Origin of the sequence: Candidatus Tisiphia endosymbiont of Dioctria linearis (genome assembly GCF_964026545.1) — a bacterium.
GTDB lineage: Bacteria > Pseudomonadota > Alphaproteobacteria > Rickettsiales > Rickettsiaceae > Tisiphia.
Map to the genome: position 1 here is coordinate 950,407 of NZ_OZ032156.1, position 13,512 is coordinate 963,918.

Below are 13,512 nucleotides of genomic sequence, written 5' to 3' on the forward strand. Positions count from 1 at the left end.
TCCTATTATTTAAAGCAGAAAAGTATACATATCTTAATCTATTTTTCTTTCGCCCATAAATCCATATCATATTGTTTACAATACTCAAACATAGATACAGTATTAGGATGATTTATGCCAAACTCCTTGACTTGCGGTTTACCAAAAAATTTATAACTAAATAAGTTTTTTGCTTTACATGCAGCTTTAGCTCCTTGACTATATAAATAACTAACATATGCCATATTTTTACGATTATCTCTATATAAGTAATAATATATGGTATAAGCTTTATTATAGGATTCTATTGCTGATTTTATATTATCTTGGGTAAATAGAATATCACCTTGCACTACATACATAGCAGCTAAATCTGGATCTTCCAAATAATCTGCATTTTTGGGGTTTCTACGTTCATCGACTAGAAATATGGAGATAGCCTTGTTAACATGTTCTGAGGCTTGATTTAGCATGCCTAATCCTAATTCACTTCTTGCCATTACACTATAAATACAACCAAGTACTTCAGGATCTTTGCAATGTTTACATAAATTATACAATTTCTTAGCTTGCTCATATGCTTCTTGGTATTTTCCAAGATAATTTAATATTTCTATTTTAAGTGTATAAAGAGGTATAAAAAATAGATCATCAGGACTTAGACCATTTTTAATGAAATTTTCTATAGTTTTACTATTTTGTTCTAATGACTCAGTATACTTTCCTTGTATAAATAATAACTGTGCTTTAAGTATATGTATATAGCTTAGTTCACTTTGATCCATTAAACCTTCACTAGACATTTTTTCCATAATTTGAATGTTTTTTTCGGCTTCTTGAACCTGCCCTAAAATAATATTACATATTGCTAAATTATAGAATAAAGTCCATTTGTAAGATTCATAACCTGCAACATTCTCAAATATTTCTTGTCCTATTATAAAACATTCTCTTGCCGCCCTATAATTAGAATAACTTATATGATAAAGACCTATTGTTTGCATATACCTTATATATGTATATTTTTCATCATTATTCATTAACCATAATTTAAATTTTCCTTCCTGATCAGCTTTATTAAACTAAATAGCCTTCTTTGCTACAATAGAATAATTAAGAGAATTATGATATTGAACCATTATTTGCAAATTAAGAGCCATAATTTTATATATATTTATATTATACTTTTCTGAATTCCTTAAAATTATTTCAAGATTTTCTTGTATAGTTTTAGCATTTCTAAAAATACGAGCTTTTAGTGGATTCTTTGGTATATAATTCATTAATTTGGTAATAATATCCTCTAAATAAGATTTATTATTCCTGCTACCATTAATCTCTGCTATTTTTTGGACTATAATATCATGCGTTTCAAAGATCGGATTAGCTTCCTGTGGGTCAATATTAGATATTAAGGCAAATTTAGACAATTGATAAATATCATCATTTATGGTACTTTGATCATCCGTAATAAAACTTAGTAATTCTTTTGAAAAACCTTGATTATTTATTAAGGAGATTTTATTTAATAAATTTCTAGCACTTGGTTTTAATTGATTGATAGTTAATATAATGTTCGATTTAATTCTATCTGTTGATTGTTGAATTTTCTCCTTATATTTGGCTTTATCTAAACCTTTCACATTATTTAATAATTGTATCCCTTGTACTGTCATGATAGGATAACCAGCAAATTCTTCGCTCAAGAATTCTACTACCTTTGGATCATTATTTTCTAAAATATTGTTAGCAAGAATACTGACGTCGTTTTTTGCAAGGGCAGTCATTTTGACTATATTCAGTAATATTTCACTATCTTGGGAACAAAATATAACATGCCCATTATTTTCCCAATCAACAAATTCCTGAACTTTCTTATTTTCACTTACCTTCAGATTATCAAATATTATTAACCATTTATCTTGACTCGATAAATAGCTCATTATTTCTTTTCGTACTAATACAATATCTTCTGGTATTAGAGTAGATTTAGTAGAGTTATTAACCGTACTATTAATAGCTTTGACTAGCTTTAGTAGTTCTTGATTAATATCTAAATTACAGTCAATAAACCAAATAAGTTTATAGTTATTTTGATTTTCATAACAATACATTCTAGCAAGTTGGGTTTTTCCCATGCCGCTGGTGCCTATAATACTTGCTTGTCGATATTTAATTAAGTTATTTGTAAGCAAAGCTAGTTGTTTAACATGATCAACAAAATAAGTAACTGGTGCAACAAAATTAAATACCTGGCTAGATATTTGATTCTGGGCAAATGAATTAAGGGGAGTTATAAATAATATTAATATTATTAAATATCTATATATAAAATCTAGTTTCCTTTTGTCCATAAATCCATATCATATTGTTTACAATACTCAAACATAGATACAGTATTGGGGTGATCTACTCCGAATTCCTTTACTTGTGGTTTACCAAAAAACTTGTAACTATGCAAATCTCTTGCTTTACATGCAGCTTTCGACCCATGATTATATAAATAACTAACTTGAGCCACATTTTTCCGATTATCCTTATATAAATAATAATATATGGTATAAGCCTTATTATAGGATTTTATTGCTTCTTTTATGTTATCTTGAGCAAATAAAATATCACCTTGTGCTACATAACTAGCCGCTAAATCTGGATCTTCCGAATAATCTGCCCCTTTGGGATTCCTACGTTCATCGTCTAAAAATATGGAGATAGCCTTATTAACATGATCTGAGGCTTGGTCTAGTTTACCTAGCCCTAACTCACTTCTTGCCATTTGGGTAAAAATCCAACCTAATATTGCAGGAGGTACTTTTTGGGAAGATTCACACAAATTGTATAATCTCTCAACTTGAACATATGCTTCTTGGTATTCTTCAAGATAATTCAATGTCTCTACTTTAAATAAATAAGGATTAATAAGAAATAGGTCATTAGGACTTAGCCCATTTTTAATACATAGTTCTATAATTTTATTAACTTGCTCTAATGATTCAGTATATTTTCCTTGCACAAATAATGATATTCCCTTAACACTATATATATATCCTAAGTCACTTTTATTTACTAAACCTTCATTAAACATTTTTTCTATAATTTGAATATTTTTTTCTGTTTCTTGAACTTGTCCTAATGCAATATTACACATTGCTAAAGCAAAAAATAGATACCCTTTTGAAGACTCATCCCCTTTCACATTATCGAATATTTCTTTTGCTCTTATAAAATATTTTATTGCCATCCTATAATTAAAATAACCTCTATGATAATCACCTATTGCTTTTATATACCTTGCATATGTACATTTTTCATCATTATTCATTAACTATAATTTAAATTTTCCTTGCTGATCAGCTTCGTTAAACCAGTTAACCTTTTTTTCTGCGTCATAATAATTAAGAGAATTGTGATATTGAACCATTAATTGTAAATTAAGTTCCATAAGTTTATGTATATTTGATTTATATCTTTCTGAATTTTTTAAAATTATTTCAAGATTTTCTTGTATAGTTTTAGCACTTCTGAAAATACGACCCTGTAATATATTCTTTGGTACATAATTCATTAATTTAGTAATGATGTCATCTAAATAAGCTTTATTATTCCTGCTACCATTAATCTCTGCTATTTTTTGGACTATAATATCATGCGTTTCAAAGATCGGATTAGCTTCCTGTGGGTCAATATTAGATATTAAGGCAAATTTAGACAATTGGTAAAGATCATCATTCAATGTACTTTGATCATCAGTAATAAAACTTAGTAATTCTTTTGAAAAACCTTGATTATTTATTAAAGCTATTTTATTTAATAATTTTCTAGCATTTGGTTTTAATTCATTGATAATTAACATAATGTTCAATTGAATTCTATCTGTTGATTGTTGAATTTTTTCCTTATACCCGGCTTTATCTAAACCTTTTACATTATTTAATAATTGTACCCCTTGTACTATCATGATAGGATACCCAGCAAATTCTTCGCTCAAGAATTCTACTACCTTTGGATCATTATTTTCTAAAATATTGTTAGCAAGAATACTAACGTCACTTTTTGCAAAGGCAGTCATTTGGGCTATATTCGGTAATATTTCACTATCTTGGGAACAAAATATAACATGCCAATTATTTTCCCAATCAACGAACTCCTGAACTTTCTTATTTTTACCTACCTTTAGATTATCAAATATCAGTAACCATTTATCTTGATTTGATAAATAATTCATTAGTTCTTTTCGGACTAATCTTATATCTTCTGATATTAGATTAGATTTAGTAGAGTTATTAGCCGTACTATTAATAGCTTTGACTAGCTTTAGTAGTTCTTGATTAATATCTAAATTACAGTCAATAAACCAAATAAGTTTATAGTTATTTTGATTTTCATAACAATACATTCTAGCAAGTTGGGTTTTTCCCATGCCGCTGGTGCCTATAATACTTGCTTGTCGATATTTAATTAAGTTATTTGTAAGCAAAGCTAGTTGTTTAACATGATCGACAAAATAAGTAACTGGTGCAACAAAATTAGATACCTGGCTAGATATTTGATTCTGGGCAAATGAATTAAGAGGCATTATTAATAATATTAATATTATTAAATATCTATATATAAAATCTAGTTTCCTTTTGTCCATAAATCCATATCATATTGTTTACAATACTCAAACATAGATACAGTATTGGGGTGATCTACTCCGAATTCCTTTACTTGTGGTTTACCAAAAAATTTATAACTAAATAAATTTTTTGCTTTACATGCAGCTTTTGCTCCTTGGCTATATAAATAACTAACCTGAGCTACATTTTTACGATTATCCCTATATAAGTAATAATATATGGTATAAGCTTTATTATAGGACTCTATTGCTGCTTTTATGTTATCTTGAGCAAATAAAATATCACCTTGCACTACATAGCTTCCTGCTAGCTCTGAATCTTCCGAATAATCTGCATTTTTAGGATTCTTACGTTCATCGGCTAAAAATATGGAGATAGCCTGGTTAACATGCTCTGAAGCTTGATCTAGCATGCCTAATCCTAACTCACTTCTTGCCATTATACTATAAATACAACCAAGTGCTTCAGGAGTTTTGCAATGTTTACATAAATTAAGTAATTTTTTAGTTTGAGCATATGCTTGTTGGTATTCTTCAAAATAATTTAATATTTCTATTTTAATTAGATAATGAGGCATAAGCAATAGATCATCAGGATTTAGCCCATTTTTAATGAATGTTTCTATAGATTTATTATCTTGCTCTAATGATTCAGTATATTTCCCTTGTATAAATAATAACCTTGCCTTAGCCCCATGTATATAACCTAGGTCACTTTTATCAATCAAGCCTTCATTAAACATTTTTTCTATAATTTGAATGTTTTTTTCTGTTTCTTGAACCTGTCCTAACATAATATTACATATTGCTAAATTATGAAATAAAGTCCATTTGTATGACTCATAACCTTGCAAATTATTAGATATTTCTTGTGATCTTACAAAATATTTTATTGCCATCCTATGATTAGAATTCAAACTATGATACACAGCTGCTCCTTGTAGGTACTTCGCATATGCATATTTCTCATCATTATTCATCAACCATAATTTAAACTTACCAGTACCTTGTTGATCATTTTTATTAAACCAATTAACTAATCTTTCTGCATTACGGTAATCGAAATAAGTAGTATATTGCGGCATTAGGTGTATATTTAGTTGCAGAAGTTTATATATATTTGAATTATATTTTTCAGCATTTCTAGCAAGTATTTCAAGATTTTCATATATAGTTTTCGATTTTCTGAAAATCTGGGATTTTATAATGCTCTTTGGTATACAACTCATTAGTTGAGTAATAATATCCTCTAAATAAATTTTATTATTCTGATTACCATTAATTTCAGTTATTTTTTGAGCAACAACATCGTGCATTTCAAAGATCGGATTAGTGTCATTATGGTCAATATTAGATATTAAGGCAAATTTAGACAATTGGTAAAGAACATCATTCAATGTACTTTGATCATCAGTAATAAAACTTAGTAATTCTTTTGAAAAACTTTGATTATTTATTAAAGCTATTTTATTTAATAATTTTCTAGCATTTGGTTTTAATTCATTGATAATTAACATAATGTTCAATTGAATTCTATCTGTTGATTGTTGAATTTTTTCCTTATACCCGGCTTTATCTAAACCTTTTACATTATTTAATAATTGTACCCCTTGTACTATCATGATAGGATACCCAGCAAATTCTTCGCTCAAGAATTCTACTACCTTTGGATCATTATTTTCTAAAATATTGTTAGCAAGAATACTAACGTCACTTTTTGCAAAGGCAGTCATTTGGACTATATTCGGTAATATTTCACTATCTTGGGAACAAAATATAACATGCCCATTATTTTCCCAATCAACGAACTCCTGAACTTTCTTATTTTTACCTACCTTTAGATTATCAAATATCAGTAACCATTTATCTTGATTTGATAAATAATTCATTAGTTCTTTTCGGACTAATCTTATATCTTCTGATATTAGATTAGATTTAGTAGAGTTATTAGCCGTACTATTAATAGCTTTGGCTAGCTTTAGTAGTTCTTGATTAATATCTAAATTACAATCAATAAACCAAATAAGTTTATAGTCATTTTGATTCTCATAACAATACATTCTAGCAAGTTGGGTTTTTCCCATGCCACTGGTTCCTATAATACTTGCCTGTCGATATTTAATTAAATTAGTCTTAAGTAGATTTAATTGTTTGATATGATCGACAAAATAAGTAACTGGTGTAACAAAATTAGATATTTGTTGTTGAGCAAATGAAGTATGCGGCAGTATTAATAATATTAATATTATAAAATATTTATTCATTTTTTTGCTCCTAGTGAATGGTTTCAGGAAAATTACATTACTATTTGTTATCTTTGGTTTGTTCATTCATATTTTTTCTTATCTCAATTTATTTAACTATATTCTTCAACTATTGGCTTTATAGCAGTATATCCCAGAATAGTTTAGAAGTCGTAGAAAAAACAACCATCGTCATTGCGAGATCACGTAGTGGTCGTGGCAATCCCTTAACTATTTGCCCAAGGCTTCTTCAAGTAATTTTTCTTGCTGCTCATTATGTATGTTAAGTGCACCAACGGCAGGTGAAGCAGATTCATTTCTACCAACATATTTAAATTGATTATTAATTGACATATCTTTTAGGGTGTCATTTAAGTGGTCTTTAATGAAATTCCACGCTCCCATATTTTTAGATTCTTCTTGACACCAAATAAACTCCTTAGCCTTATTATATTTACCTAATATTTTAATGATAACATCTTTTTCAAACGGATATAATTGCTCAACTCTAATAATTACCATATCTGAAATAGTTTTTGCTTCTCTTTTTTCTAATAAATCATAATATACCTTGCCACTACATAATATAACTCGTGTTACTTCCTTGGCATTTATCGTCTCATTAATTTCGTCTAGTACAGGTACAAAGCTTGTATTCTCATCAATATGCGATAGAGGGGATACAGCCATTTTATGTCTTAATAAAGATTTTGGTGACATTACTATTAGTGGTTTACGAATATTACTGTATATTTGACGACGTAATAAATGAAAAAATGAGGCTGGGGTTGTAGGATAGGTAACTTGAATATTATCTTCAGCAGCAAGCTGTAAAAATCTCTCAAATCTTGCAGAACTATGCTCTGGACCTTGCCCTTCCAATCCGTGTGGTAGTAGCACTACTATACCACTCATTCTGAGCCATTTGTTTTCACTACTGGAAATGAATTGGTCAAAAATTATTTGAGCTCCGTTAGCGAAATCGCCAAACTGAGCTTCCCAAATTACTAAATTTTTTGGATTAACTAATGAATAGCCATACTCAAAACCTAAAACCGCATATTCAGATAAATTACTGTTAGCAATTTCAAAGTTTGCTTGACTTTGCGATAAATTATTTAATGGTGTATAAGTACTACCATCTACCTGACTATGCAATACTGCATGGCGGTGAGAGAAAGTGCCACGCTCAGAATCCTGACCAGTAAAACGTATTCTGGTACCTGAATTTAATAGACTGGCAAATGCTAATTGCTCTGCAGTTGCCCAATCGATGGGTTTATCTTGCTTTAAAATATTTGCTCTTAATTCAAATAATTTTACAAGTTTAGGATTTAAAGGGAAATCTTTTGGTATTTGACAAAGCCTTATACCAAGCTCTTTTAAAGTATTTTTACTAACACCAGTAGAGAGTATTTTAGCATTTGACCTAGTGTAACCAGACCATAACCCCTCTAAGTACTGAGCTTGTGGTTGATAATTTTTGGCATGTTCATATTCTTGGTCTAATTTTAGTTTAAATTGTTCTTTTAACGTCGGAAAATGATTTTGGTCAATTATTCCGTCTGCCATCAGTTCATTGGCAAAAACTGTTGCTGGGGATTGTTTATTTTTTATTACATTATACATAGCACCTTGAGTATACATAGGCTCATCACCTTCATTATGACCGTATTTACGATAGCATATGATCTCAATGACTATATCTCTAGCAAATTTATGTCGGTAATTCACTGCCATATTAGTAGCTTTGAGTACAGCTTGAATATTATCACCATTTACATGTAAAATTGGACTATTAATTATTTTAGCAAATTCAGTAGAATATCTACTTGGTCTGGTATCATAACTATTTGTTGTAAAGCCAAGCTGATTATTAATAACAAAGTGAATAGTTCCACCAACATGATAAGCCTTTAAATTCGACATAAATAAACTTTCAGCTACTACACCTTGACCACAAAAAGCAGTATCACCATGCACTAAAATACCCATTACTTTTTGACGATTAACATCTTGAATGTTGTCCTGTTTTGCTCGTACTTTACCAGCTACCACTGAGTTTATCGCTTCTAAATGTGAAGGATTATCTGCCATAGAGAGGTGAACCTTAGATTGACCTCTTATTCGATCTGACGAATAGCCAATATGATATTTTACATCACTCGAAATACCTAAATTATTTGACAAGATACTGCCAGTCATAAATCCAGATAGAATAGCTTTATAAGGTTTAGTCATTACCTTAGTTAAGGTACTAAGTCTTCCTCGATGTGCCATACCTATTACGACATCTTCTACTCCATGAACAATAGACATATCTATAGCTTTATCTATAGCTACTACAGCTGCCTCTCCCCCCTCTACTGAGAAACGCTTCGCCCCAGGAAATTTTGTGTGTAGATATTGTTCAAATCCCTCAATTTCCACTAGATCTTGTAGTATATCCTTCTTATCTTGTGTTAATACATTAAAAGTTTGAATGTTACTTTCCATTTGTTCACAAAGCCAGGTTCTTTCATCTTCATTTGTCACATGATCAAACTCTATAGCAATATCTTTAGCATAAGTTTGATCGAGCAAATTAACCAGTTCACTAACTGCACATGATTTTATTCCAAAAAATTGATCATCAATTTCTATAATATTATTCAACTGATCTTTAGTAAAACCAAAATCTTCTATATTAAGCTTCAACTGACTTTTAGTTTTAAGAGCTTCAAGATTCAATGGATCTAGTTTTACTAAATAATGTCCATATTTGCGATAGCTGGCAATCAGCATTTTTACTCTGAGCTTGTTAGTAACAGTAGAAAAATCCGTATCAAGCCCCCCCCCTCTTTCACAAGGCGAAGTGATAATATGAGCAATGCTTTTTGTAACCTGATGGCTATTATTATTTTCAATATTTTGGAAATAATTTTGCCAGCTTTTATCAACTGCTGTATGATCTGATAAATATAGTTGATATAATTCTTCTATAAAGATAGCATTGCTACCAAATAAAAAGCTGGTTTGTTTAAAGTTTTTGTCCATAACTCCTTATTCCTGATTAGGTTATGTCTATAAGCATAACAGATTTTTTTGCTCCACTAATAGCTGTGTTCATTTTTTTTGCGGTATTGCTTATTTTTTTTCATTGACCACTACGTGGTCTTGCTATAGGCACATACGTCATTGCGAGCCACCGTAGGTGGCGTGGCAATCCATTTTTAATCATTTCTGGATTGCTTCGTCGACCTTACGGTCTCCTCGCAATGACGGTTTCTCAATTATTGTTTTCTTAAACTGATGCTTATGCGTCATTGCGAGCGAATGTACGTGAGCATGGCAATCCATGAAGCTTGTTATATTGCTTCGTCGGCTCATGCCTCTTTGTCACGACACCAAATCTGCTGCACCCTTTTGCTCATAGTAGAATCACCAAACTTTAAATTGTCAATTGATGATTGCTCCAGAGCATGCACCAATAACATATTATCTGCTATGTCAAGCGTTACAGTTCCTGGTGTAAGGGTAATAGAATTAGCATATATTACACGACTAATATCGTTTCTCTGTTCCGAATCAATCCATTCAAAAACTGGTTGTAAATTAAGATTCTTCCGCCAGATAATCTTCATTACCCCTAAGCTAGATAGCAGTATTTCTTTAATTAGCCAAATAAAATATAGTATAGAATGATAATTTAAATAAACCCTACGGGGCATTAAATGGAGTTTTATTGCAAAAAGATAAGTTATACCGACAATACTCAAGGAAATCAACAATGTAAAAATATCTGTAGGTACGCCTGTTAGACCAAACAATGTCAATAACAACACAATTAAAGTAAAGATTCTAGTGTGCATCATATCCTTTTCCACCTCTAACAGTTGATGTAAATGGTAGAAAGAGCATTACCATAAAAAATAATGCACTTATAATACCAAATATGCTATTTATCGCAATGACAAATGCTTCCTTATTTATATTATTGGCTAATAAAAAATACGATACTTTTTCTGGATCAACCACTCTGCCATCTAATAATTGCCCCATAAACTGTAACTTCATTATAGCGGAAGGTGAAGTGGATGAAATATTCTCATTTAGATATTGACTAAAAATCTTAGTTTTATCTGTAAGAAGAGTACTAATAACTGCAATACCAACGGCTCCTCCAAGATTACGAGTAAGATTATATAAACCACTAGCATTTCCTATCTTGTCTTTACTCATACTCCCTAAAGCAAGATTATTGGTAGGTAAAAAGCAAAACATCATCGCCAATCCTCTAATAAATTGCGGTAAGAAAAACTCAACAAATTTAGCATCAGCTGTTAAAAAACTATTTAAATAGCATCCTAAACTAAACATAGAAAGACCAATAGCCAGCATAATTCTTAAATCTATTCCGGAACCCAGCATCCTTCCGGCAAGTGGAGCCGATAGAAATTGCCTGATACCCGTAATCATCATAGTAAAACCAATTTGTACAGTATTAAAACCAGCTATGGTAAATAAAAATAAAGGTAATAAATATACTGCACCGTAGAGTCCTATACCTATAACAAAAGAATAAACACAACCAAAAGTAAAATTTTTGTTAACAAAAACTGTTAAATCTAAGATTGGATTAAAAAATGTTAGTTCTCTAATAACTAACGTAATGAACCCAACAGCAGTCAGGATGATAAGGAATAATATCAAGCTATTCTCTGTCCAGCCTTTTTTATTTCCTTCTTCTAAAACATATTGCAAAGAAGCAAGAGTAATAGCCAGCAAAATAATGCCAAGAAAATCAAAATTTTTAAGCAAATCGTAATTAGGTTGGTCAAAATCAGCATATAAATATACGATTACACAAACAAAAATACCAGGTATTACATTGAGTAAAAACATAAAATGCCAAGATAAATATTCAGTAATGTAGCCTCCAAGTGTTGGGCCAAGTGTTGGAGCCATCGTTACGATTAGTCCTACTATCACTGTAACTGCTGGGCGTTTTTCAACAGAAAAAATTATAAATATTGTACTAAAGACTGTTGGTATCATTGCTCCACCAAAAAATCCTTGTAAAGCTCTAAAAATAATCATTGTTTCTATGTTGGTTGCCAACGAACATAGGATACTCATGACAGTAAAGCCTAAAGCAGCAATAAAATAAGAAATTCTAGTAGAAAGAAGTCTAGCGGTAAAACCAGTTATTGGGATTATAATCACTTCCGCTATAAGATATGACGTTTGAACCCAGGATAATTCATCGCTAGAAGCAGAAAGTCCCGAGGCAATAACTGATAAAGAACTGGCAACAATTTGAATATCCAATATTGCCATAAACATTCCGACTGTCATTGCAAAAAATGCAAGTAGCTGCTTGTTTGATAATGGGGGAGAAGGAATAGCTTGTTGTGTGAGCATTAGCTAGTTGATCGAAGGAATTAAACGCTACCAATTATAGCATAGTATGTATATCACAAAATTAACAATTTTACAAGTATAAAGACTTAAAAAAATATATATTTTAGTGAAATTACTAGTAGGAACTAATAGAATAGATTATAATTAATACAAGTATATAAAATAACTAATTGGTTATAATATGTCCAAGAAAAATACAAAATCTAATTCTTTGAGTAATAAAATACAAAATCTTGATGAAGAATTTGAAAAAGTATCTGACGATTTAGATATAGAATTATCTAAAGTCGAAAAAGTGGCGGACGTATTCAATGATTCATTAGATAGAATTGCTGGTTCTGGTTCTGAGCAGGAAGTAGATAAATTAATAGAGGAAATGCAGTCTGAAGTTAATTTAGATAAGAAAAGTGCGGCATTAGGGAAACAAAAAGATCAAGAATTAGAGGCTAGACTTAAAGCTATAAGTAGATCCAAGACCTACGGAAGAAGCATTAAAAAATCCTGCGCCAGTACCAACTGTCGAAGAATTAGAGGCTAGGCTTAAAAAGTTAAAAGATTCAACACCAACTGTTGAAAAACCAAAAAAGAAAGTTGAGAAATTAAAAGACAATGAGACTAAACAACCTCAGTCGATAAAACCAACAACGAAAGTAGTTGATAAAGTAGCTGTCCGTCCAAAGGATAATAAGTTAGAGGCTAATTCTCCTGCAACATCGCCAGAGCCATTAGTTAAAGAACCGTCTAAATCCGATAAGAGTGATAGAGATACCTTACACCCATCAATGACAAAATCTAAGCAAAGTTGGTTTGCAAAAATTGTAAGTGCTATTATAGATGTTATTGTTGATAATATTAAAGGACTCCTTGGTAATCCACAAATTCAAGACTCTTCTAAGCAGCAGAACCAACAAATGACATTAGAGAAAATGCAAGCAGATGTTAAGAAGCTAAATGAACCATTAGTAGCACTTAAAAAGGTACAAGAATTAAGAAAACACGAATTAAAGGCAAAAAAAATAAAGCAGAGTTTGCAAAAGGTTAGACCAGGAAAAGCACTACCTAGCACTCCAGTAAAATCATCAGTAACTAGGCAAAAATCTAATACAAATAGTAGATAGATTCTGTTGCATTAATCATTTAAGTAAATTAAACTAGTAAAAGTGACTGGTTCGGTAAAAGAGAGTTAATGAGAACGATTGATGCGTTTAAAGAAAAACTCATTTATCTGAGCTAACTAAAAAATAGTATCATTTTATAATTGTGACGCAA

General features: G+C 30.6%; 10 protein-coding genes. 2 read left to right on the plus strand and 8 right to left on the minus strand.

The window, feature by feature from the left end:
* Positions 1 to 38 precede the first annotated feature (38 nt).
* The 8 genes from AAGD42_RS04610 to AAGD42_RS04645 form a co-directional block, all read right to left on the minus strand.
* Positions 39 to 1,019: a hypothetical protein gene (locus tag AAGD42_RS04610; protein ID WP_341752417.1), complete on the minus strand. Its 981-nt coding sequence runs from the start codon at positions 1,017 to 1,019 to the stop codon at positions 39 to 41.
* Positions 1,020 to 1,061: 42 nt separating this feature from the next.
* Positions 1,062 to 2,333, minus strand: coding sequence for a hypothetical protein (locus tag AAGD42_RS04615; RefSeq protein WP_341752418.1), 1,272 nt, complete (start codon positions 2,331 to 2,333; stop codon positions 1,062 to 1,064).
* Positions 2,315 to 3,301 (minus strand): hypothetical protein, encoded by a 987-nt coding sequence (locus tag AAGD42_RS04620; protein ID WP_341752419.1) that lies wholly within the window; start codon positions 3,299 to 3,301, stop codon positions 2,315 to 2,317. Before AAGD42_RS04620 ends, AAGD42_RS04615 begins: the two co-directional genes overlap by 19 nt.
* A gap of 3 nt (positions 3,302 to 3,304) precedes the next feature.
* Positions 3,305 to 4,615: a hypothetical protein gene (locus AAGD42_RS04625; RefSeq protein ID WP_341752420.1), complete on the minus strand. Its 1,311-nt coding sequence runs from the start codon at positions 4,613 to 4,615 to the stop codon at positions 3,305 to 3,307.
* Complete coding sequence (locus tag AAGD42_RS04630; RefSeq protein ID WP_341760713.1) at positions 4,597 to 6,861, minus strand: tetratricopeptide repeat protein; 2,265 nt, start codon at positions 6,859 to 6,861, stop codon at positions 4,597 to 4,599. Before AAGD42_RS04630 ends, AAGD42_RS04625 begins: the two co-directional genes overlap by 19 nt.
* 210 nt (positions 6,862 to 7,071) lie before the next feature.
* On the minus strand, positions 7,072 to 9,876 hold the full coding sequence (locus tag AAGD42_RS04635) for a 2-oxoglutarate dehydrogenase E1 component (RefSeq protein ID WP_341752422.1): 2,805 nt from the start codon (positions 9,874 to 9,876) through the stop codon (positions 7,072 to 7,074).
* A 329-nt stretch (positions 9,877 to 10,205) separates the two neighbouring features.
* On the minus strand, positions 10,206 to 10,694 hold the full coding sequence (locus tag AAGD42_RS04640; RefSeq protein WP_341752423.1) for a Na+/H+ antiporter subunit E: 489 nt from the start codon (positions 10,692 to 10,694) through the stop codon (positions 10,206 to 10,208).
* Complete coding sequence (locus AAGD42_RS04645; protein WP_341760714.1) at positions 10,681 to 12,243, minus strand: DHA2 family efflux MFS transporter permease subunit; 1,563 nt, start codon at positions 12,241 to 12,243, stop codon at positions 10,681 to 10,683. Before AAGD42_RS04645 ends, AAGD42_RS04640 begins: the two co-directional genes overlap by 14 nt.
* Positions 12,244 to 12,424: 181 nt before the next feature.
* On the opposite strand from AAGD42_RS04645, the gene AAGD42_RS04650 reads away from it, so the two are divergent.
* Positions 12,425 to 12,781, plus strand: a complete 357-nt coding sequence (locus tag AAGD42_RS04650; protein ID WP_341752425.1) for a hypothetical protein — start codon at positions 12,425 to 12,427, stop codon at positions 12,779 to 12,781.
* A gap of 244 nt (positions 12,782 to 13,025) precedes the next feature.
* Positions 13,026 to 13,361: a hypothetical protein gene (locus AAGD42_RS04655; RefSeq protein WP_341752426.1), complete on the plus strand. Its 336-nt coding sequence runs from the start codon at positions 13,026 to 13,028 to the stop codon at positions 13,359 to 13,361.
* The last annotated feature ends 151 nt before the right edge of the window (positions 13,362 to 13,512 follow it).

Coding starts and splice junctions, on each gene's coding strand:
- AAGD42_RS04640 (WP_341752423.1), bottom strand. CDS start 10,694: ATGATGCACACTAGAATCTTTACTTTAATTGTGTTGTTATTGACATTG.
- AAGD42_RS04630 (WP_341760713.1), bottom strand. CDS start 6,861: ATGAATAAATATTTTATAATATTAATATTATTAATACTGCCGCATACT.
- AAGD42_RS04655 (WP_341752426.1), top strand. CDS start 13,026: ATGACAAAATCTAAGCAAAGTTGGTTTGCAAAAATTGTAAGTGCTATT.
- AAGD42_RS04650 (WP_341752425.1), top strand. CDS start 12,425: ATGTCCAAGAAAAATACAAAATCTAATTCTTTGAGTAATAAAATACAA.
- AAGD42_RS04615 (WP_341752418.1), bottom strand. CDS start 2,333: ATGGACAAAAGGAAACTAGATTTTATATATAGATATTTAATAATATTA.
- AAGD42_RS04620 (WP_341752419.1), bottom strand. CDS start 3,301: ATGAATAATGATGAAAAATGTACATATGCAAGGTATATAAAAGCAATA.
- AAGD42_RS04625 (WP_341752420.1), bottom strand. CDS start 4,615: ATGGACAAAAGGAAACTAGATTTTATATATAGATATTTAATAATATTA.
- AAGD42_RS04645 (WP_341760714.1), bottom strand. CDS start 12,243: ATGCTCACACAACAAGCTATTCCTTCTCCCCCATTATCAAACAAGCAG.
- AAGD42_RS04635 (WP_341752422.1), bottom strand. CDS start 9,876: ATGGACAAAAACTTTAAACAAACCAGCTTTTTATTTGGTAGCAATGCT.
- AAGD42_RS04610 (WP_341752417.1), bottom strand. CDS start 1,019: ATGAATAATGATGAAAAATATACATATATAAGGTATATGCAAACAATA.